Annotated in this window: 19 protein-coding genes and 2 tRNA genes; 9 read left to right on the top strand and 12 right to left on the bottom strand. The window is 67.2% G+C overall.

Going from position 1 to position 19,781, the window contains the following annotated elements; translation table 11 throughout:
• Positions 1–220 precede the first annotated feature (220 nt).
• Together ACXPWS_RS09705 and ACXPWS_RS09700 are read left to right on the top strand one after the other, a co-directional pair.
• Positions 221–1,135 (top strand): metal-dependent hydrolase, encoded by a 915-nt coding sequence (locus tag ACXPWS_RS09705; RefSeq protein ID WP_458712233.1) that lies wholly within the window; start codon positions 221–223, stop codon positions 1,133–1,135.
• Complete coding sequence (locus ACXPWS_RS09700) at positions 1,132–2,268, top strand: PDR/VanB family oxidoreductase (protein WP_458712232.1); 1,137 nt, start codon at positions 1,132–1,134, stop codon at positions 2,266–2,268. Before ACXPWS_RS09705 ends, ACXPWS_RS09700 begins: the two co-directional genes overlap by 4 nt.
• A gap of 10 nt (positions 2,269–2,278) precedes the next feature.
• Here the strand turns inward: ACXPWS_RS09700 and ACXPWS_RS09695 are convergent.
• A tRNA-Pro gene (locus ACXPWS_RS09695) sits at positions 2,279–2,352 on the bottom strand.
• A gap of 98 nt (positions 2,353–2,450) precedes the next feature.
• Between ACXPWS_RS09695 and ACXPWS_RS09690 the strand changes: the two genes are divergently transcribed.
• Positions 2,451–2,524 (top strand) — tRNA-Gly (locus tag ACXPWS_RS09690).
• 91 nt (positions 2,525–2,615) lie between these two features.
• On the opposite strand, the gene ACXPWS_RS09685 is transcribed toward ACXPWS_RS09690, so the two are convergent.
• Positions 2,616–3,002, bottom strand: a complete 387-nt coding sequence (locus tag ACXPWS_RS09685; protein ID WP_458712231.1) for an excalibur calcium-binding domain-containing protein — start codon at positions 3,000–3,002, stop codon at positions 2,616–2,618.
• Positions 3,003–3,176: 174 nt separating this feature from the next.
• Here ACXPWS_RS09685 and ACXPWS_RS09680 point away from each other — a divergent pair, with 174 nt between their 5' ends.
• The gene (locus tag ACXPWS_RS09680; protein WP_458712230.1) at positions 3,177–4,424 is read left to right on the top strand and encodes an alkane 1-monooxygenase; all 1,248 of its coding nucleotides are present in this window, start codon (positions 3,177–3,179) and stop codon (positions 4,422–4,424) included.
• On the opposite strand, the gene ACXPWS_RS09675 is transcribed toward ACXPWS_RS09680, so the two are convergent.
• A complete protein-coding gene (locus tag ACXPWS_RS09675) occupies positions 4,412–6,076 on the bottom strand; it encodes a cellulase family glycosylhydrolase (RefSeq protein WP_458712229.1) in 1,665 nt (554 codons plus the stop codon). The genes ACXPWS_RS09680 and ACXPWS_RS09675 overlap by 13 nt on opposite strands.
• A gap of 247 nt (positions 6,077–6,323) precedes the next feature.
• Positions 6,324–6,638, bottom strand: coding sequence for a hypothetical protein (locus ACXPWS_RS09670; RefSeq protein ID WP_458712228.1), 315 nt, complete (start codon positions 6,636–6,638; stop codon positions 6,324–6,326).
• A gap of 85 nt (positions 6,639–6,723) precedes the next feature.
• On the opposite strand from ACXPWS_RS09670, the gene ACXPWS_RS09665 reads away from it, so the two are divergent.
• From ACXPWS_RS09665 to ACXPWS_RS09655, 3 genes are all read left to right on the top strand, one after another.
• Entirely contained in the window at positions 6,724–7,545 is an 822-nt protein-coding gene (locus ACXPWS_RS09665) for a DUF1542 domain-containing protein (RefSeq protein ID WP_458712227.1), read from the top strand.
• Positions 7,546–7,638: 93 nt separating this feature from the next.
• Entirely contained in the window at positions 7,639–8,184 is a 546-nt protein-coding gene (locus tag ACXPWS_RS09660; protein ID WP_458712226.1) for a hypothetical protein, read from the top strand.
• Positions 8,185–8,225: 41 nt separating this feature from the next.
• Complete coding sequence (locus tag ACXPWS_RS09655) at positions 8,226–9,032, top strand: DUF1542 domain-containing protein (protein WP_458712225.1); 807 nt, start codon at positions 8,226–8,228, stop codon at positions 9,030–9,032.
• Between the two features lie 5 nt (positions 9,033–9,037).
• Here ACXPWS_RS09655 and ACXPWS_RS09650 read toward each other — a convergent pair whose 3' ends face one another.
• The 4 genes from ACXPWS_RS09650 to ACXPWS_RS09635 are packed head-to-tail and all read right to left on the bottom strand — an operon-like array spanning position 9,038 to position 12,604.
• Positions 9,038–10,720, bottom strand: coding sequence for a cation:proton antiporter (locus ACXPWS_RS09650; RefSeq protein WP_458712224.1), 1,683 nt, complete (start codon positions 10,718–10,720; stop codon positions 9,038–9,040).
• Between the two features lie 45 nt (positions 10,721–10,765).
• Positions 10,766–11,557 (bottom strand): Fpg/Nei family DNA glycosylase, encoded by a 792-nt coding sequence (locus ACXPWS_RS09645; RefSeq protein WP_458712223.1) that lies wholly within the window; start codon positions 11,555–11,557, stop codon positions 10,766–10,768.
• Positions 11,558–11,560: 3 nt separating this feature from the next.
• On the bottom strand, positions 11,561–12,040 hold the full coding sequence (locus tag ACXPWS_RS09640) for a ribose-5-phosphate isomerase (RefSeq protein ID WP_458712222.1): 480 nt from the start codon (positions 12,038–12,040) through the stop codon (positions 11,561–11,563).
• 18 nt (positions 12,041–12,058) lie between these two features.
• Entirely contained in the window at positions 12,059–12,604 is a 546-nt protein-coding gene (locus ACXPWS_RS09635; RefSeq protein ID WP_458712221.1) for a TetR/AcrR family transcriptional regulator, read from the bottom strand.
• A gap of 83 nt (positions 12,605–12,687) precedes the next feature.
• Between ACXPWS_RS09635 and ACXPWS_RS09630 the strand changes: the two genes are divergently transcribed.
• Positions 12,688–13,614 carry an aldo/keto reductase gene (locus tag ACXPWS_RS09630; protein ID WP_458712220.1) on the top strand — a complete coding sequence of 309 codons (927 nt, stop codon included), beginning with the start codon at positions 12,688–12,690 and terminating at the stop codon, positions 13,612–13,614.
• Here the strand turns inward: ACXPWS_RS09630 and ACXPWS_RS09625 are convergent.
• The 4 genes from ACXPWS_RS09625 to ACXPWS_RS09610 form a co-directional block, all read right to left on the bottom strand.
• Positions 13,567–14,526 carry an isopenicillin N synthase family dioxygenase gene (locus tag ACXPWS_RS09625; protein WP_458712219.1) on the bottom strand — a complete coding sequence of 320 codons (960 nt, stop codon included), beginning with the start codon at positions 14,524–14,526 and terminating at the stop codon, positions 13,567–13,569. The two genes, ACXPWS_RS09630 and ACXPWS_RS09625, sit on opposite strands and share 48 nt — an antisense overlap.
• On the bottom strand, positions 14,523–14,963 hold the full coding sequence (locus tag ACXPWS_RS09620) for a nucleoside deaminase (RefSeq protein WP_458712218.1): 441 nt from the start codon (positions 14,961–14,963) through the stop codon (positions 14,523–14,525). Before ACXPWS_RS09620 ends, ACXPWS_RS09625 begins: the two co-directional genes overlap by 4 nt.
• Positions 14,960–16,354, bottom strand: coding sequence for a purine-cytosine permease family protein (locus ACXPWS_RS09615; protein ID WP_458712217.1), 1,395 nt, complete (start codon positions 16,352–16,354; stop codon positions 14,960–14,962). The genes ACXPWS_RS09620 and ACXPWS_RS09615 overlap by 4 nt, the downstream gene beginning before the upstream one ends.
• A gap of 121 nt (positions 16,355–16,475) precedes the next feature.
• A complete protein-coding gene (locus ACXPWS_RS09610) occupies positions 16,476–17,084 on the bottom strand; it encodes a mycothiol-dependent nitroreductase Rv2466c family protein (protein WP_458712216.1) in 609 nt (202 codons plus the stop codon).
• A gap of 121 nt (positions 17,085–17,205) precedes the next feature.
• Between ACXPWS_RS09610 and pepN the strand changes: the two genes are divergently transcribed.
• Positions 17,206–19,779, top strand: coding sequence for an aminopeptidase N (gene pepN, locus ACXPWS_RS09605; protein ID WP_458712215.1), 2,574 nt, complete (start codon positions 17,206–17,208; stop codon positions 19,777–19,779).
• Positions 19,780–19,781 lie beyond the last annotated feature (2 nt).

Genomic DNA, 19,781 nt, shown 5'->3' with positions numbered 1-19,781 from the left:
AAACAGGTCGTCGCCGGTGGCCCGCGCGCTTCGCGAACAGGGTAGTTGACCGGTTCGGCCTCCCGACACTTGGCGTCCCCGAGGAGCGGCTGAAGCGGCGCGGGGATCCAGATTGCGACCAATCCGAACTCCAGCACGCATCGAATACGTGAAGGGAATGGGTCAATCGCCCCCGTGGGCAGAACCCGTATGCCACAGTCACCCCCCAAGGAGGCCAGTCGTGACTCAGCAGCGGCTCGAAGATTCGAGCCCATCGGACACTTTCGCCCCGGAGGAAGTGGCCCTTCGCCCGCGGGATGCCAGGTTCACGTGGGAAAGGACCCCGCTGCACTGGATGCCCGGCGATCCCTACGGCGCCCACGCCACCACGGCGCTGAACCTTTTTCTGCCCGTCGCCGAACGCTGGTTCGCCAAGCTGCTCACCGATGCCCTCGACTATGTCCGCGACGAGCGGTTGCGTGAGCAGATCCTCGGCTTCATCGGCCAAGAGGCCATGCATGCCAGGACCCATGACGAGGTGCTCGTCGAGTTCGTGCGCCAGCACGGTATCGATCCCACCGCATTCCTGGACCAGCTGGAGTGGGTGGCCGGCCAGTACGAAACCCGGATGGCCCAGATCTCCGATCCGGACCGGCGGCGCAAGGCGCTGGCGTCGGGCACGCATGCACTGAGCGCGGCCGAACATTTCACCGGTGTCCTCGGCCACTGGGCCCTGAACAACGAGTGGGATCGGTTGGGCGTCGACCCGATGATGGCGGATCTGATGCGCTGGCACGGCGCCGAAGAGGTGGAGCACCGTCATGTGTCCTACAACGTGGCCAAATATTTCGGCATGGACTACTTCGCCCAGGCGGCCGCGGGGCTGATGGTCAGCGGGGTGTTCTTCGCCCTGGTCCTGCGGGGCCTCAAATTCTTGGTGCACGAGGACCCCGCGCTGCCGAACCTGGGGTACCTCCGACTGATGTGGAAGATGCGCGCCTCCGGTAAGCGCGGCTCGCTACCCACGATCGCCTACCTGATCCGCACCGGCTCGCGGCTGCTCCGGCCCGACTACAACCCGGTCGACGAGGGCAGCACCGCGCAAGCCGTTGCGTACCTGGCGGCCTCCCCCGCCGCCCGCGCGATGCACGGATGACGCGCCGCTCGTTGCGCGGCCTGCTCAAGCCCTACACCGGCGAACCACCGCGCGGCCTCTACCGCACCAAAGCGCCCGATCTGCTGATTCGGGTGGCCGGTGCCGCGGTGCCGCACTTCCTGTCGGTGGTGACAAGCCTGGGCGGCTCGGGTGTACTGCCTGCCTTGCCCGCCGCCGTCAACCGCACCACGATGCGGATCTGCGACCGGCAGACCGTCGCAGCCGACGGTCAGGTGGTGGCGCTCACCTTGGCCCCGCTGCACGACGCGCCGTTGCCGCGGTGGAACCCGGGCGCGCACATCGACGTGCACCTACCGTCGGGCCTGACCCGCCAGTACTCGCTGACCGGCGACCCGCAGCGCCGCCACGAATACCGAATTGCGGTGCGGCACAGCCCAGAAGGCGGCGGTGGATCGATCGAAGTGCACGGCCTGACCGTGGGTCATGTTGTCGAGGTGAGCGATCCGCGCAACGCGTTCATGATGCCGTTGCCGGGATCGGCGTCTCGAGCGGCGCGGCTGCATTTCATCGCGGGAGGAATCGGCATCACCCCGATCCTGCCGATGGTCCGGCTGGCCGAATGCCAGGGCACGCCGTGGACGCTGCGCTACACCGGCCGCCACCACGACGCACTGGCCTTCCTGGACGAGCTGGCGCCCTACGGCGACAAGGTGCGGATCCGTACCGATGACGAGCACGGACTGCCCGGCGCCGAGACGCTGCTCGACGGTGTCGATCCCGCCACCGCGGTGTACGTGTGCGGCCCGCCGGCACTGATCGATGCGGTGCTGCGTGCCATTCCGGTGGACTCCGGTATCGAGGTGCACAGCGAGCGTTTCAGCGCCGCCCCGGTGGTCGACGGTCAGCCGTTCGAACTGCAACTTGCGCGCAGCGGCACCGTGATGGACGTCGGCGCGGATCAGAGCACGCTGGCTGCCCTGCGCAACGCCGTTCCCGCCGTGGCTTATTCGTGCCAGCAGGGCTATTGCGGCACATGCGTGCAGCGGGTGCTGTCCGGCGAGGTGGATCATCGCGACAACCTGCTCACCGACGAGCAACGCGAACTCGGGCAGATGCTGGTGTGCGTGTCGCGGGCCAAGGCGGCACACGGGCGACTGGTACTGGACGTCTGAATTCGGTGGGTCGGGGTGACAGGATTTGAACCTGCGGCCTTCCGCTCCCAAAGCGGATGCGCTACCAAGCTGCGCTACACCCCGTGTCTCGCTGCGGTCGGAATACTACGGGTTCAACACGCGGGACCGTCAATTGGCTTTGTCCGCACCCGCGCCGGTACAGTCTTGCGTTGCACCACGATGCGGGCGTAGCTCAATGGTAGAGCCCTAGTCTTCCAAACTAGCTACGCGGGTTCGATTCCCGTCGCCCGCTCCAACTCCTACCGACGGTAACGCCGGTAGGACTGTGCCCATCAGAGCCCCGAGCCATGTGAGCTGGCACTTTCGGGTGCGCTCGGCTCGCCCGATCAGCATTCGCAGCCGAGGCCATCCCCATCGCGGTCCAGCTTCGGTTGGTACTTGTCGGAGCTGGACGGAATGTTGCAGGCGCCGTCCTGCTTGGCTGCCGTGCAGTTCGGATACGGGGCGGCAGCGGCGATCGGCGCGGACACCGAGCCGGCCATAGCGATGCCTGCGGCGACGAAAAAGGTACGGACGAACATGAGTGATCCTCCTCGGCTCAATATTGACGCTCCCGCAAGAGCTTCCAGAGCGTACCGATTTGTTAGCCCGTCAAACCTCGATTCAGCGAACGTCACCCCTTCGGTGGACACCACGCCGCACGGCGCTCCGCCGGGATTTGCCAGCCGATAAGTCATCGCCGCGGCCGCGGCCCCATCGGCAGTGCCGGCCATTCTGGGAGTCTGCTGTCAATTTACGGAGACGACAGCTGCCGCATCGGCGACGGAGCGAATTCGTCGGGTTCAGCACACTTGGCATTTATCCAGCCAAATCCCATCGGTCCGGCAGGCTACCAAGAACCGGCAGCAACGATTGCGCGAGCAATTCCCACGCGGTATAAGTATGCGATGACCGTGCCTCCGCCGCGCCTTACGGCAGACGAACGGCCGGCAATCGACGCTCGTACCGAGATTGCCAAAGCGATTGCTGAAACGACCTGGCGAGATCCCAAGCGATATCTCTGGCTGCTCGTCCCGGTGACCCCGGGCATGGTCGGCTTGTCCTGGCTGCTGGTGTGGACGACGGGATGGACCGCCTTCTGGTGGACGGGTCCGGTGCTCACCTTCGCCGTCATGCCCGTCGCCGATCATCTGCTGGGCCAGGAAAGTCGGCACCGCCGCGCCCCGGATGAGGCGCTGACCGCCCTGCAAGGCGACCGTTTCTATCGCGCCGCGACCCATCTGTACCTGCCGGCCCAGTACCTCTCGCTGATTTTCGCGTGCTGGCTGTGGAGCGGCGGTGGCTGGCTCGGCATCTCGCTGCTGGGCAAATTGGGGCTGATGATGGCCACCGGCGTGGTGGGCGGCATCGCCAACAACGCGGCGCACGAATTGGGGCACAAGCGCGACCGCACCGAGCGGTGGTTGAGCAAGCTGGCACTGGCACAGTCGTGCTACGGCCAGTTCTACGTCGAGCACAACCGCGGGCATCACGTCCGGGTGGCCACGGCGGAGGATCCGGCGAGTGCCCGATTCCGCGAGAACGTGTACGCCTTCGCGGCGCGGTCGGTGACCGGTAGCACCCGCTCGGCGTGGGCATTGGAAACCAGTCGACTTGCCCGCCAAGGTAATTCACGTTGGTCGTTGCGCAACGACGTGCTCAACGCCTGGCTGATCAGCGTGCTGGTGTTCGCGGGTTTGGTGGCTTGGTTCGGGGTCGTCGACCTTCCCTGGCTGATCGGCCAAGCGGTGGTCGGGATGTTCCTCCTCGAGGCGATGAACTACGTATCGCACTACGGGCTGCGCCGGCAAAAACTGGCCTCGGGGCGTTATGAGCGGCTGCGCCCTTCGCACTGCTGGAATGGCAATGCGGTCATGACCAACGTCTTCCTGCTGCACCTGCAGCGCCATTCCGATCACCACCTGAACCCGCTGCGCCGCTATCAGGCGGTGCGCGACACCGAACAAGCACCGCAATTGCCCGCCGGTTACGTGGCGATGCTCGTTCTCACCCTGTGCCCGCCGCTGTGGCGCCGGGTAATGGATCCGCGGGTGCTGGACGTCTACGGCGGCGATATCAGCCTGACCGCCTTGCGGCCCCGCGATGCGTTGAGCATTGCGAGGCCGCAGGGTCCCGAATCCGTTCAGGGGCGCTGAGACTGCACCCGAGTGCGGTGCTCTGCCCGGTCGCCCTTGTCCGATCCCGCCGAACGGTCGGACCCCGCCCGGTCCCGGCGTTCACCGCGGCGCTCCGACTGCGCAGTGGCGGGCTTCAAGGTGTCCGTACCCGTGGCGGCCGGTGTGGACGCGGTGTTCCTGGTTTCAGTGGCCGGCGTCGCCGGGGCAACCCGAGCGCGCTGAGCCGTCGGCGCGGTGGAGGTAGCCGGATCCTCCTGCACCGCAGCCGCTTCCGGTTCCGCCTGGGTGGCGGCGATCAGGGGAGCCCGCAGGGAGTCGGCGGTGTCCGGCGTGACGTCGGTTGCAGCGGCCGATGTTTCGGTGGTCGCCAGCCGCTGAACGGCCGTGTCTTCCGTGGCCGCGCGCAGCGTCGTCGCCGCTGCGGTGGTCGTGCTCGTCGCTGTCGCCGTGGAGCCTCCCGTGGCCTGCTGCACGCTGGCGGCCCAACTGGCCAGCGCGGCGGCCACCGAGTCCGCCCAACTCTGCAGGGGATCGGTGGTCGGCGCCGTCGGGGTTTCGGTCACCGGCGCCGGCGCCGGATCCGTGGGCAGCACGTCGGGAATCTGCCCGCCGTGCTCCTCGATCCAGGCCCGCACCACCGCCGCGGCCTGCTTGGGGGTCCAATCGTCGTGATACAGGCCCCAGGTGTCCTCCACCTCGGTCGAATTGGTGTTCTGGTCGACAAGCGAATAGATGAACATCGGCCCCACCCCGTCCAGCGTCGACCAGGTGTCCATGAAGTCGTCGATGAAATCGGCCTGCTGCGCTTCGGAGACGTAAGACGTGGGCAGACCGTACTCACTGGTCCAGATGAGCTTGTCGGCATCCCCGTTCGCGTTCATCAGTTCCCGCATCGACTCCAGCTGACCCTCCGCCGAAATCGGGTTGCCGGCACCGTCACCGAACTTCCAGTCGTAGTTGTACGGGTGGTAGGACAACGCGTCGAAGTAGCCGGCCGCACCCGCGGCGTACATGTCCTGCACGAATTCCACGGGGCTGATGTTGATGTCGCTCACCGTCCGCCCCGCCGTCACCACGCCGCCGACGACCGTCCCGCTCGGGTCGACCGCCTTGATCGCCGTGTACGCAGCCTTCAAGAGTTCGGTGTAGGCGGCGGGATCGGGCTTCGGATTCCAGAAGACGTAACTCTGTGGCTCGTTCCAGATTTCGTACGCCGAGATGCGTGCGCTCTCCGGATCACCGGTGCCCGCACCGTAGCGGGTGGCGAGCGCACCCATGAAGGCCCCGAAGTCCTCGGGATTTTCCGGGGCGCCGTAGGCCGAGGTCTGATTGTCCGACGCCCACGTCGGCGTGCTGGTGACCGCGGCCAGCACGGCCATCCCGCGATCCTCGGCCGCGTCGATGACCTTGTCCACGTTGGTCCAGTCATAGACGCCCGGCGCCGGCTCCACCGCCCGCCACGGTACGAACATCCGGAATTGGGTGACGCCCAGGGATTGCATGGTGTCCAGCGCGGTGTCGACCTCCTCCGGTGTCATGAAGTAGAGCTGGGACTCGGCGACACCGACCGCGCTGGACGAGGTGTCGATGGCGGCAGCCAGTGCGATGTCGTAGGACGCCTGCCGCAACGCCGTCGGCGCGGGCGGGGTGACCGGCGCTGCCGCACCCATCAGACCCACCGCCAACAGCGGCGCCGCCGCGAATGCAATGGGTTTTGCTGCACACTTCCACGAACCCCACATGGCCCTGACACCAACCCTTCTCGTAAGCGGACTAATCGTCGTGATCCACATCACAACGCCGTATTCAGTTCGTTACCCGGAGGGTGATCTGTTCAATCCAATTGTGCGTTTGCTGGTTGAAATCGAAATCGTTTGATCACCTTACTGTTCATAAAAGTGCAGTTCACGAAGATTTTTAATTGACCACCGCGTAATTGTCGATGGCGACGAAGCCTGCCTTGCGTTTTGCGGATGGCCGCATTGTCGCAGCCGTAAATTCCATCATTTGCGATCCAGACGTGCTGATCTTGATCGCACAATTCTCATACCAATTGTCGACCAATAGCGAGACGCGCTTTGAATGACAATTTGCTGTTTCGGGAAACTGGCGCGGATCTCCCTCGTTGGCGAATTGAGCCCATTTCAACGCCGAATAACGAGGACCCCCAGTCCCCGCAGGGCCAAACTCCGGATGCGAAACGACCGGTCCCGCATCCGGCGAGAGCCGCACGCCGCGCCGGCGCACCTTAGATTCGCTCTCAGCAAACCAGCTCGCAGGCCGGGGACCAGCCGATTCCTGTCGGTACGCTGAAATGATGAACGGCGTCCTCCTTGTCCTGATCGTCCTGGTCGTCGCCGCGATCGGCTTCGCGGTGTACGCCTCGCAGAAGGCATCCGGGCAGCGCAACGCCGCCTCGCTGGCCGATGCCAAAGCCGACGCCCGCCGGATCATCGAGCGCCTCGGCGGCCAAGTGGTCAACCTGACCGGCAGCGACGACGCCGCCAAACAAGCACTGGCCGACGCCTCCGAGCGCTACACCGCAGCCTCCTCACAGATCGACCAAGCCACCACCGCCAAACAAGCACTACTGGCCAAAGAAAGCGCCATCGAAGGGCTCTACTACGTACGCGCCGCCCGACTCGCCATGGGCATGGACCCAGGCCCCGAACTGGAAACACTGAACGGCCAACGCGCCGCCGGCGCAGTCACCGAAGACCGCCGGATCCAGTTCGAGGGCAAGGAAATCGAAGCCTCCCCCGCACCGTCGCCACGCACCCCCAACTACTACCCCGGCGGCCGCGTCGCCGGACGCCCCGTCCCCGCCGGCTGGTACTCCGAACCATGGTGGAAACCCGCACTCGTCGCCGGCGCCTGGGGTATCGGCTCAGTACTACTGTTCGACAGCCTGTTCTCCGGAATGCACGGAGTCGACTACGGCGCACAAGGATTCGAGAACGGCTACGGCGACGGCTTCCAACAAGGATTCGACCAGGGCGAGGCAGCCGGGCTGGACCAGGGTGGTCAGGACATGGGCTCCGACGGCGGCTGGGGCGGTGACAGTTGGGGTGGCTCCGACGGCGGCGGTGACTTCGGTGGGTTCGAAGGCGGCGGCGACTTCGGTGGGTTCGATTTCTGATCCGTCCCCGAAAAAGTGTGGTTTCGGCGGCCGCTGATCGCTCCTACCCGGTGAGAGCGTCCCACCCAGGGTCGCGTGGACCGTGGAGATCAGATGTATACCCGCCCAACCGTCGCACCGGACGCCCCTACCCTGGCCCGCCCACAACTGGCGGCCGTCGCCCCGCCCGTCCGGCCGGCGCCTGCGCCGCCCGCACCCAAGTCCGGCTGGGTCATCGGCGGGATCGCTTTCACCCTCGCCGCCGCGGCACTGAGCGTGATCGGCACCCATGCCGTACACACCATCTCCTGGTCACCGGACTCTGCCGCGGTCAGCGTTGCAGTCTCAACGGTGCCGGCGACTCCGGTTGCACCCGTTCCGGTGGCGGCTGCGGTGCCGCTGCCCGCCGCCCCCGTCATCCCGGTCGCGCCGCGGGTGGTGGTGGTCCGTTCATCGGCTCCGACGGCCGCGCAGCCAGCGGCGGCCGAACCCGAAACCCGACCCGCTCCGCCGATCGACGTCCCGGCACCCCTGCCCGCACACATCGACCCGCCCAAGCACTGCGGTGACTTCGCGGCGTGCGTGCCGCTGCCCCCGTTCACCCTCCCGCCGAAACCCCCGCAGAACTGCGGCATCGTGGTGTGCCACCCGCGGCGCTGAGTGAAGCAGCGGAGCGCCGGGAAATGGATACGCTGAGCGCCATGAACGGCATTCTGCTGATCCTCATCCTGTTCGTCGTGGCGGGTATCGGACTGCTCGTGTACGCCTCGCAGAAGGCATCCGGGCAGCGCAACGCCGCCTCGCTGGCCGATGCCAAAGCCGACGCCCGCCGGATCATCGAGCGCCTCGGCGGCCAAGTGGTCAACCTGACCGGCAGCGACGACGCCGCCAAACAAGCACTGGCCGACGCCTCCGAGCGCTACACCGCAGCCTCCTCACAGATCGACCAAGCCACCACCGCCAAACAAGCACTACTGGCCAAAGAAAGCGCCATCGAAGGGCTCTACTACGTACGCGCCGCCCGACTCGCCATGGGCATGGACCCAGGCCCCGAACTGGAAACACTGAACGGCCAACGCGCCGCCGGCGCAGTCACCGAAGACCGCCGGATCCAGTTCGAGGGCAAGGAAATCGAAGCCTCCCCCGCACCGTCGCCACGCACCCCCAACTACTACCCCGGCGGCCGCGTCGCCGGACGCCCCGTCCCCGCCGGCTGGTACTCCGAACCATGGTGGAAACCCGCACTCGTCGCCGGCGCCTGGGGTATCGGCTCAGTACTACTGTTCGACAGCCTGTTCTCCGGAATGCACGGAGTCGACTACGGCGCACAAGGATTCGAGAACGGCTACGGCGACGGCTTCCAACAAGGATTCGACCAGGGCTCGGGGTCCGACAGCGGCTGGGACACCGGCAGCGGCAGCTGGGACGGCGGGAGCGGCTCCAGCTGCAGTGGTTCCAGCTGCGGCGGCGGTGGATGTGGAGGAGGCGGCTGCGGCGGCGGCAGCTGACCTGACTAGAGCCGGCTCTCCAGCCGCGACGACACCCCGGCCTCCTGCAGATCCAGCCGTTCCAGCATGGCCCGCACCGCTTCGTCCTCGATGCGCCCCTCGTCGCGCTCGGCGATCAGCGCGGCCCGTTGCGCGGACAGCACATCGCGGTAGAGCGCGGAGAACACCTTGGCGCGCTTGGTGGGCGCCTCTGGGTCGGGCATGGCGTCGACGTCTTCGGAATGCCGGGCGATGGCGGTACGGATCTCGGCAAGCATCCGCGGGTCCATATCGGCGGGCGGGTTGGCCCGGAACTCGGCCAGCACCGCGTCGGCCGCGGCGTGCACCAGCCGTTCGGCTTTGAGTTCTTCCTCGCGGTCGGCGGTGTGGTCATCGTTGAAGCGAGACAACTGCAGGCGCCGGATCAGCCAGGGCAGCGACCAACCCTGGATCAGCAGGGTGCCGACGCTCACCACGAACGCGATGGCCTGAATGGTGGCGCGCTCCGGGAACGGTTCGCCGTCCAGTGTCGTCGCGGGAATCGCGGCCGCCGCGGCCAGGGTGACCACACCGCGCATCCCGGTCCACGAGACCACCACGTTCTCCTGCCAGCTCAAGGTGCGCCGGTCGATGCGTGAACGCCACTTCCCGCGGGGCTTGCGGCGCGTCCCGAGGGCGCCGCGGCCCCCCTCGGGCACGGGCACGCTGAGCCGGGTCTCCACGTGCCGGAACAACTTGTTGCGGCCGAACATCACGAATACCGACAACGGCCGGATGGCCAGCACGATCACCAGCACGATGGCCGACGCGACCGCGACCTCCACCAGCGACTCGTGGGCCTCGTTCAGATCCTCCAGGACGAATCGCAGGTGCAGGCCGATGTAGGCGAAGACGAACGCCTCCAGCAGCACGTCGACCGAATTCCACACGTACCGCTCCTGCAGCCGGGTCTGGTAGCCCTCGCCGAGGGTTCCGTTTCCGACCACGAATCCGGCGACGACCACGGCCAGCACACCCGAAGCGTGCAATTCCTCGGCAACGATGAACGCCGCGAACGGCACCAGCAGACCTTGCACCGTCTCCAGCCCCGGGTTGGCCAGGCGCCGGCGGATCCAGAGCGTCGCATAGCCCAGCGCCACACCCACCAGCGGTCCCACCACCGCGCTGTAACCGAAGAGCAGAAACGGGTTCTCGATGAATGTGTGGCCGCCGGCAACCTGGGTGACCGCGACCGAGAACAGCGCCAGCGCGGCGGCATCGTTGATCAGGCTTTCACCGGTGAGGATCGCCATCACCCGTTTGGGCAGGCCGAGTTTGCGGCCGACCGCCACCGCGGTGACGGCGTCCGGTGGCGCCACGATCGCGCCGAGCACCAGCGCGGTGCCGAAGGTCAGCGGCACCAGCGCCAGCCAGGAGGACACCGCGGCGACCGCGAACGCGCTGACCACCACCAGTCCGACACCCAGACCGAGGATCGGGCGGATGTTGCGCAGGAAGGTGGGGAACGAGAAGTCCAGCGCGGCCGAGTACAGCAGCGGCGGCAGCACCACCGTGAGCAGGATGTGCGAATCGAGTTCGGGCGCTTCGAAGCCGGGCAGGAATGACACGACGATGCCGACGACGACGATCATCAGCGCGGGTTCGAACCCACGACGGTGGGCGATGGCGGTGACCAGGATGGCGCCGACGACGACGAGGATCAATTCCACGGAGTCAATTGTCCCGTCAAAGTCGCGAACGTGCCCGACAGCCCCTCAGGACTGACAGCTGGGGCACCAGAACACATTGCGTGCCTCCAGTTCCGCGGTGCGCACGGCTGTGCCGCACACCCGGCACGGATCACCTGCACGGCGGTACACGTAGGTGCGTGGCCTGCCCTCGCGGTAGGACGGTGCGCCGTGGTCGTGCTCGGGCCGGACCACGACGATCTTGCCGCGGCGTACACCGACCTTCATCAGGGCCACCAGATCGGTCCACATCGCGCCGAACTCGTCGGCATCGATCCGCACGCCGGGCCGGTATGGGTCGATCCGGTGCCGGAACAGCAGCTCGCTGCGATACACGTTGCCCACCCCGGCCATCACCGTCTGATCCATCAGCAGCCCGCCGATGGTTCTGCGCGACTTGGTGATTCGTTTCCACGCCAGGTCCGGGTCGGCGTCGGCACGCAATGGGTCGGGGCCCAGCCGGGCGACCACGTCGTCGACGGCGGGTTCGTCGATCAACTCGCACACCGTGGGCCCGCGCAGATCGGTGCCGTACTCGGCGCCCACCATCCGCATCCGCACCTGTCCCACCGGCAACGGTGGCGGCGCCGGCCACTCGGTGAAGGTGCCGTACAGGCCGAGGTGCACGTGCACCACCGCACCACCGGCGTAATGGTGGAACAAGTGCTTGCCCCAGGCATCGGCACGGCGCAGCACCTGACCGTTCACCGCCGTCGAGTCGGCGAATCGGCCCTGCGGGCTGGACACCGTCACCGGTGCGCGCCCGAAGCGCTTCTGGTGCAGCCGGGCCAGCCGGTGCAGGGTGTGCCCTTCAGGCATGGATCAGGCGGGCGCGCCGGGGACCGGCGGGGCGATGTGGTCCTTCTCGTACTGGGCCAGGATGTCGATCCGGCGCTGGTGGCGCTCGGCTTCCGACCAAGGGGTGGACAGGAAGGCGTCGACGATGGCCAGCGCCTCCTCGGTGGTGTGCATGCGGCCACCGATGCCGATCAGTTGCGCGTTGTTGTGCTGACGGGCCAGCTGAGCGGTCTCCACGCTCCAGGCCAGGGCGCAGCGGGCGCCGGGCACCTTGTTCGCCGCGATCTGCTCGCCGTTGCCGGAACCACCGAGCACGATGCCCAGGCTGTCCGGATCGGCGACGGTCTTGAGCGCCGCGGCGATGCAGAACGCCGGGTAGTCGTCATCGGCATCGTAGGCGTAGGCACCGCAGTCGATCGGCTCATGGCCGTTCTTCAGCAGATGCTCGATGATGGTCTTCTTGAATTCGAGTCCGGCGTGGTCGGCACCCAGGTAGACGCGCATGGGGGTAACCCTAACGTGTCAGCGGGCGGCCACCAGACCGTCTACCAGGAGGTCGAGCAGGCGCGCGGCCTGCTCGGTCGATCGGCTGGCCACGAAGATGCCGAGCAGGCTGGAGACGACGTCGTCCGGGTCGATATCCGCACGCAGCGTGCCGTCGGCGGCGCCCGCGCCGAGCAGAACGGTCACCGCGCCCAGCACGCTGCTCCTGGTCTGGCTGGGCTGGACCACCCCGGACGTGAACATCGCGTGCAGCGATTCGGCCATGCCGCGCTTGGCCGCGACGAACCCCGCATAGCGGTCCATCCAGCGTCGCAGCGCCACCACCGGCGGATGCCGGGTCAGCAGTTCGTCTGCCGACGCCGCCACCTCGCCCAGCTCGGCGCGGTAGACGGCCTCGACGAGCGCTTCGCGATTCGGGAAGTGCCGGTACAACGTGCCGATGCCGACACCGGCCTCGCGCGCGATGCCTTCCAGGGACACCGGCCCGTCGGCCGAGGCGAACGCCGACGCTGCGGCCACCAGCAACCGTTCCCGGTTACGCCGGGCGTCGGCCCGTTCGACCATAGCGGAGGCTCCTCCGTTTTGCTATCGTATGAAACGGAGGTTCCTCCGCATCACTCTCGATTATGACATCGCAGGAGTTGGACATGGGCACATTGCTTCCCGGCGGCACCGGCACCCTCGCCGGACACCTCGTCGCGCGCATCGGCTACGGCGCCATGGGACTCGGGCGTGAACTCCCCAGCGAGGACGCCGCCGCGGTGCTGCGGCGCGCCGTCGCGCTCGGGGTCAACCACATCGACACCGCCTCGTTCTACGACGACGGCGTGGTGAACCGGCGCATCCGCGACGCGCTGTCCCCCTACCCCGACGAGCTGGTACTCGTCAGCAAGGTGGGGGCCCGGCCCGCCAGCGGGCCCGTCCCGCTGGCGCTGGCACAGAAACCCGCCGACCTGCGCGCCGCCGTCGAACTGGACCTGGCCGGACTCGGCCTGGAGCAGATCCCGGTGGTCAATCTGCGCCGCGCCGATATCGGCCCCGGCCTGATCGCCGAGGGCGACCAGATCGTCGACCTGGACGACCAACTGGCCGAGATGATCGCCTTGCGCGACGAGGGCAAGATCGGCGCGATCGGCATCAGCAATGTCGACGCGGCCACCCTGCGCCGGGCGCTGCCCGCCGGCATCGTCTGCGTACAGAACGCCTACAACCTGCTCAACCGCACGCACGAGGACGAACTCGCGCTGTGCGCCGAGCACGGAATCGCCTGGGTGCCGTTCTTCCCGCTCGGCTCATCGTTTCCCGGCTTCCCGAAGGTCGCCGAAAACGCTGTGGCGCAACGGGTCGCCGCCGAGGTCGGGGCCACCGGCGCGCAGGTGGGGCTGGCCTGGCTGCTGGCCCATGCACCCAATATCCTGCTGATCGCCGGGACGACATCGATGCATCACCTGCAGCAGAACCTGGCCGCTGGCGAGATCCATTTCAGCGCAGCGCAACTCGCCGCACTGGACGCGGTGCCGGCCGCCCTACCCGACGGTGATGGCGTCGAGGCGTTCCTTGATGAAAGTCGATGACGTCACCGGATCCAGCCCGGACACCCGCCCGATCGGCGGCTGCAGCGGTGTGACGAGCGCGTCGTGGTTGGCTTCGTAGAAATAGATCAGCGACACCAGATCCTCTTCCGGCGCATGCGGTTGCGGGGGCAGCACCCGATGCCGTCCCGACGGCCAGCGCCGGCCGCTCCAATACTCCAGTAGGTCACCGATGTTGACCGTGAGGGCACCGGGTTCCCACGGTGCGTCTTCCCAGCCCTGCGCCTCGGAGTAGACCTGCAGCCCCCCGGCGCCCGGTTCACGGTCGAGCACGGTGACGGTGCCGAAATCGGTGTGCGGACCGATCCGGAACTGACCAGGCTCGGGCTCGCCCACCACGCTCACCGGCGGGTAGTGGTTGATGTTCATCGTCCAAGTCGGCCGATCAGCAAGGACGGCAAAGGGATTGGCCGGCAAGCCCAGAGCATGGGCGAACAGCGCCAGCAGATCGTCGGAGACCTTGCGCATCTGCTCGGTGTATTCGTCGACCAGCGTCTGCAGGGCGGGCACCTCGGCCGGCCACACGTTGGGGGCGAACCAGATCCGGTCCACCTCGGGATCACCGACGGCCGTCTCGGCCCCCAGGCTGTAGCTCTCCTTCAGATCCGGCGGCGTCTCGGTGCCTTCGGCGTAACCGTTGGCCTCGGCCCCCGGACCGATCCAGCCGTGCCCGCCCACCGGCACCGAATAGCGCGCCTTGACCTCGTCGGGCAGCGCGAAGAACTCCCGGCTGGCCGCGCGCACCCGGGCCGCCAGGCCGGTGTCCACCCGGTGGCCGGTCACCACGATGAAACCGGCCCGCTGCAACCCCTCGTCGACCTCGGCGGCCAGTGCATCCGCCTCGGCACCGCCGGCATACCAACGGGAAATATCCACCGTCGCAATGGCACTCATTCGCCGATGTCCTCCGCCCATAATTCCGGCCGCGCGGCGATGAACTTCTGCATCATCGTCACGCAGCGCTCGTCGTCCAGCAGCGTCACCGCCACCCCGTGCTCGGCCAGCCAGTCGTGACCGCCGTGGAAGGTGCGGGCCTCGCCGATCACCACCGCACCGATATTGAACTGGCGCACCAGGCCGCTGCAATACCAGCACGGCGACAGCGTGGTGACCATCACGGTGGACCGGTACCCACGCTGGCGGCCGGCCGCCCGGAAGGCGTCGGTTTCGGCATGTACCGACGGGTCGTCGTTCTGCACCCGGCGGTTGTGACCGGCACCGAGCAGCACCCCGTCGGCATCGAACAGGGCGGCACCGATGGGAATACCCCCCTCGGCCAACCCTTTCCGGGCCTCCTCGACGGCGACGTCGAGCATCTGTTCCGGTGTCATGCCAGGGCGCGCTCCGAGCTGATCTTGCTGCGACACAGCACCAGATAACTCGCGCCGGCGATCAGGAATCCGACGAAGAAGGTGATGTCCCCGAGTTGCGGCACGCCGCCGGCGATGAGGCCGACGAACTTCTCCTGGTTGGAGAACAGCAGCACCGACACCACCAGTCCGAGCAGGAACGACGACAGTCCCGGCCAGTTCGCGTAGGAACGGTCGTAGAGGAAACCGGCCACTGGCTGGCCGCGACGCAGGTACTGATCGGCGAACACCACTCCCAGCCACGGGCCGATCCAGTACGCGATGATCAACAGGAAGGCCTCATAGCTGGCCGCTGCGTCGGCCAGGGCCCACCAGGCGATCAGGAAGCCGGCCACCCCGAAGAACACGGTGACCAGTGCGCGCGCCACATGGTGCGGCAGCTTGATCCCGATGGTGACGAAAGCCATTGCGCCCGAATACACATTGATCGCGTTCGCGGCGACCGCACCGATGGCGATGGCCAGCAGTGTCAGGCTGGCCAGCCATGAGGTCAACTCGGAGGTGAACGCCTCGGTGGGGTTCTCCGACAGCGCCGGCCCAATGGTGACCGACGCCGCGCCGACGGCCTCCAGTGCGACGCAGGACACGAAAAGACCTGCCGCCGCGAAGGTGCCGGTCAGTTTGGTGTTGACGCGCGACGGCAGGTACCGGGTGTAGTCGGCGGCATACGGCGTCCAGCCCGCGGCGTAACCGAACGCGGTGCCGACAGTCAGCAGGAACCCGCCCAGCCCGCCCACGCCACCTTCGACTGCCGGCGCCCCCGGGTGCGATTTGGCCAAGATCGCCACCGAGGTGATCACGAAGATCACCGCCAGCACGGGGAACGCCCACCGCTCGAACGCCTGCACCAGGTTGTGCCCGAAGAAGGCCAGCGCGGTCTGCAGCACCACGATGATGACCAGCGCCAGCACCGGCCCGATGTGGAACAGGGTGGACAAGGCGAACGCGCCGCTGACGCTGTTGGTGGCGAACCAGCCGACCCCCGCGGTGATCGACATCAGCGCCGCGGGCACCACATTGCCCTTGAACCCGAACGGCAACCGGCCCAGCACCATCTGCGGCACCCCGTGCAGCGGTCCGCGCGCGGACAGGAAATAGTGCGCGATGGCGCCGAGTCCGGTGCCGAGCACGATCCCGCCGAGGGCCTGCCAGAACGTCATGCCGTAATACGCGACCGCCAGCACACCGACGAAGATGGTGGCGAACTCGAGGTTCGGGGAGGTCCAGGTCCAGAACAGCTGGCTGGGCTTGCCGTGCCGGTCCGACTCCGCGATGAACTCATTCCCGCCGGGTTCGACCGCTGCGATCTTGTCTCGATAGGACCCGTCGGTGGTGGGTTCGGCCGCTGTCATGACAGGTACCTTCTCATCCCGCACGACGGCTCGCAGTGCGGATCGGCGAGTTACCTGCCGGGCGGGACGGTGAAATCACCGATCAACATCCGGAATCGCGACCGATTCCGCACGTCAACTCCTAATCGAACTCGGGCGACTCGGTCCGGGTCCGCTTCAGCTCCCAAAAATGCGGGTAGCCGGCGAAGATCACCGATGCGTCCCACACCTTGCCCGCCTCTTCACCGCGCGGGATACGCGAGAGCACGGGGCCGAAGAACGCTGTCTTGTTCACGTGGATGGTCGGGGTGCCGACATCGGGGCCGACCGGGTCCATGCCCTCGTGGTGGCTCGTGCGCAGCGCCTCGTCGAACTTGTCGCTGGCCGCGGCCTCGGCCAGTTCCGCGGGCAGGCCCAGCTCCTCCAGTGACTCCCGGATGACGACGTCGAAGTCCTTGTTGCCCTCGTTGTGGATGCGGGTTCCCAACGCGGTGTAGAGCGGGCTCAGGATCTCGGGCCCCTTGGCCTGCTCGGCGGCGATCGCGACACGCACCGGGCCCCACGCCTTCTTCATCATCTCGACGTACTCCTCGGGCAGGTCGCGCCCTTCGTTGAGCACCGCCAGGCTCATCACGTGGAAGTTGACGTCGATATCCCGGACCTTCTCGACTTCCAGGATCCAGCGCGAGGTGATCCAGGCCCATGGGCACAGCGGGTCGAACCAGAAGTCGGCTACATCTTTTTGCGCCATTGCGAAGAGTCCTCTCGAAGGTGGGCAGACCGGTCCACTGAACACAACTTCGCCACCGCGGCCGAATGTTCCCACGCGGGCTCCCGCGCCGGGTTGTCGCAGTTCCGACTAAGTTGGTCGAGTGGCACTTCCCAATCTGACACGCGACCAAGCCGTCGAGCGCGCCGCCCTGGTCACCGTTGACAACTACCGGATCGACATCGACCTCACCGATGGTGACGGCGGGCCCGGCGAGCGGACATTCCGCTGCGTCACCACGGTGACGTTCGACGCGCTGGCCGGCGCCGACACCTTCATCGACATCGCCGCCGACACCGTGCGCAGCGCCACCCTCAACGGTGTCGAACTCGACGTGTCCGGCTACGACGAATCCATCGGTATCGCGTTGACCGGCCTGCAGGCGCGCAACGTGCTCGTCGTCGATGCGGACAAGCTGTACTCGAACACCGGTGAGGGGCTGCACCGCTTCGTCGACCCGGTGGACAACGAGGTGTACCTGTACTCGCAGTTCGAAACCGCCGACGCCAAGCGGATGTTCGCCAGTTTCGACCAGCCCGACCTGAAGGCCACCTTCGATGTCACCGTCAAGGCGCCGGCGCACTGGCAGGTGATCTCCAACGGCGCGACGGTGTCGGTGCAAGACGGTGTGCACACCTTCGCCACCACCCCGAAGATGAGCACCTACCTGGTGGCACTGATCGCCGGGCCGTATGCCCGCTGGGACGACGTCTACACCGACGAGCACGGCGAGATCCCGCTGGGCATCTTCTGCCGCGCCTCGCTGGCCGAGTTCATGGACGCAGACCGGCTGTTCACCGAGACCAAGCAGGGATTCGACTTCTATCACCGCAACTTCGGCACGCCGTACGCCTTCGGCAAGTACGACCAGTTGTTCGTGCCGGAGTTCAACGCGGGCGCCATGGAGAACGCCGGCGCGGTCACCTTCCTGGAGGATTACGTCTTCCGGTCCAAGGTGACCCGCTACAGCTACGAGCGCCGCGCCGAGACCGTGCTGCACGAGATGGCGCACATGTGGTTCGGCGATCTGGTCACCATGGCTTGGTGGGATGACCTGTGGCTCAACGAGTCCTTCGCGACGTTCGCGTCGGTGCTGTGCCAGGCCGAGGCCACCGAGTACAAGCAGGCCTGGACCACCTTCGCCAACGTGGAGAAGTCCTGGGCGTACCGGCAGGACCAGCTGCCGTCCACCCACCCGGTCGCCGCCGACATCCCGGATCTGGCCGCGGTCGAGGTGAACTTCGACGGCATCACCTACGCCAAGGGCGCCAGCGTGCTCAAGCAGTTGGTGGCCTACGTCGGTCTGGACGCATTCCTGGCCGGGCTGCGCGACTACTTCCGCGACCACGCCTTCGGCAATGCCACCTTCGGCGATCTGCTCGGCGCCCTGGAGAAGTCCTCGGGCCGCGATCTGTCGCAGTGGGGCCGGCAGTGGCTCAAGACCACCGGCCTGAACACGTTGCGCCCGGACTTCGACGTCGACGCCGACGGCAGGTTCACCCGGTTCGCCGTCAGCCAGTCCGGTGCGGCGCCGGGTGCCGGCGAGACCCGGGTGCACCGGCTGGCCATCGGCATCTACGACGACGACGCGTCCGGCAAGCTGGTGCGGGTCAACCGCGTCGAGCTGGACGTCGAAGGCGCCGCCACCGAAGTACCCGAACTGGTCGGCGTTGCGCGCGGCAAGTTCATCCTGGTCAACGACGAGGATCTGACCTACTGCGCGGTGCGCCTGGATCCGGAATCGCTGCAGACGGCGCTGAGCCGGATCGCCGATTTCGCCGACCCGCTGCCCCGCACGCTGGCCTGGTCGGCGGCGTGGGAGATGACCCGCGAGGCCGAGCTGAGGGCCCGTGATTTCGTCGCACTGGTCATCAGCGGCATCCACGCCGAGAGCGAAGTGGGTGTCGCACAACGGATTCTGCTGCAGGCGCAGACCGCGCTGAGTGCCTACGCCGACCCGGTCTGGGCCAAGGAGAACGGCTGGCCTGCGTTCGGCGACGCCCTGCTGGACCTGGCCCGCGAATCCGCACCCGGGTCGGACCACCAACTGGCGTTCGTCAACGCGCTGTGCACGTCGGTGCTGTCGCCCAACCATGTGGCGGTGCTGTCCACCTTGCTGGACAACGAGCCGGCCGCGGTGAACCTGGCCGGACTGGTCATCGACACCGATCTGCGGTGGCGCATCGTCACGGCGCTGGCCGCCGCCGGAGCGATCGACGCCGACAGCGCCGCGTCACCATTCATCGATGCCGAGGCGACCAACGACCCGACCGCGGCCGGTAGGCGCAACGCCGCGGCCGCATCCGCCGCACGACCGCAGGAAGCGGTCAAAGAGGCTGCCTGGCAACAGGTCATCGAGGACGACACGCTGCCCAACATCACCACCCGGGCCATTGTCGGGGGTTTCGCCCAGCCCGGCCAGACCGGACTGCTGACCCCGTTCCGCGATCTCTACTTCGCAGCGATCGGCGGCGTGTGGGAGCGCCGGTCCAGCGAGGTGGCCCAGACCGTGGTGATCGGCCTGTACCCGTCGTGGGATGTCAGCCAGGGCGGACTGGACGCCGCGGACGCGTTCCTGGCCGACGCGGAGTTGCCGCCCGCGTTGCGCCGCCTGGTGCTGGAGGGCCGGGCCGGCGTCGAACGCGCGCTCAAGGCCCGCAGCTTCGACATCACCTGATC

Source organism: Mycobacterium sp. BMJ-28 (assembly GCF_054404835.1).
This window is presented reverse-complemented; position numbering and strand designations above follow the sequence as displayed.

Bases quoted from the DNA above. Each gene is read 5' to 3' on its own strand.
- ACXPWS_RS09700 (WP_458712232.1), top strand. From the start codon at position 1,132: ATGACGCGCCGCTCGTTGCGCGGCCTGCTCAAGCCCTACACCGGCGAA.
- ACXPWS_RS09685 (WP_458712231.1), bottom strand. From the start codon at position 3,002: ATGGCCGGCACTGCCGATGGGGCCGCGGCCGCGGCGATGACTTATCGG.
- ACXPWS_RS09680 (WP_458712230.1), top strand. From the start codon at position 3,177: ATGACCGTGCCTCCGCCGCGCCTTACGGCAGACGAACGGCCGGCAATC.
- ACXPWS_RS09675 (WP_458712229.1), bottom strand. From the start codon at position 6,076: ATGGGTGCGGCAGCGCCGGTCACCCCGCCCGCGCCGACGGCGTTGCGG.
- ACXPWS_RS09665 (WP_458712227.1), top strand. From the start codon at position 6,724: ATGAACGGCGTCCTCCTTGTCCTGATCGTCCTGGTCGTCGCCGCGATC.
- ACXPWS_RS09660 (WP_458712226.1), top strand. From the start codon at position 7,639: ATGTATACCCGCCCAACCGTCGCACCGGACGCCCCTACCCTGGCCCGC.
- ACXPWS_RS09655 (WP_458712225.1), top strand. From the start codon at position 8,226: ATGAACGGCATTCTGCTGATCCTCATCCTGTTCGTCGTGGCGGGTATC.
- ACXPWS_RS09645 (WP_458712223.1), bottom strand. From the start codon at position 11,557: ATGCCTGAAGGGCACACCCTGCACCGGCTGGCCCGGCTGCACCAGAAG.
- ACXPWS_RS09640 (WP_458712222.1), bottom strand. From the start codon at position 12,040: ATGCGCGTCTACCTGGGTGCCGACCACGCCGGACTCGAATTCAAGAAG.
- ACXPWS_RS09635 (WP_458712221.1), bottom strand. From the start codon at position 12,604: ATGGTCGAACGGGCCGACGCCCGGCGTAACCGGGAACGGTTGCTGGTG.
- ACXPWS_RS09630 (WP_458712220.1), top strand. From the start codon at position 12,688: ATGGGCACATTGCTTCCCGGCGGCACCGGCACCCTCGCCGGACACCTC.
- ACXPWS_RS09625 (WP_458712219.1), bottom strand. From the start codon at position 14,526: ATGAGTGCCATTGCGACGGTGGATATTTCCCGTTGGTATGCCGGCGGT.
- ACXPWS_RS09620 (WP_458712218.1), bottom strand. From the start codon at position 14,963: ATGACACCGGAACAGATGCTCGACGTCGCCGTCGAGGAGGCCCGGAAA.
- ACXPWS_RS09615 (WP_458712217.1), bottom strand. From the start codon at position 16,354: ATGACAGCGGCCGAACCCACCACCGACGGGTCCTATCGAGACAAGATC.
- ACXPWS_RS09610 (WP_458712216.1), bottom strand. From the start codon at position 17,084: ATGGCGCAAAAAGATGTAGCCGACTTCTGGTTCGACCCGCTGTGCCCA.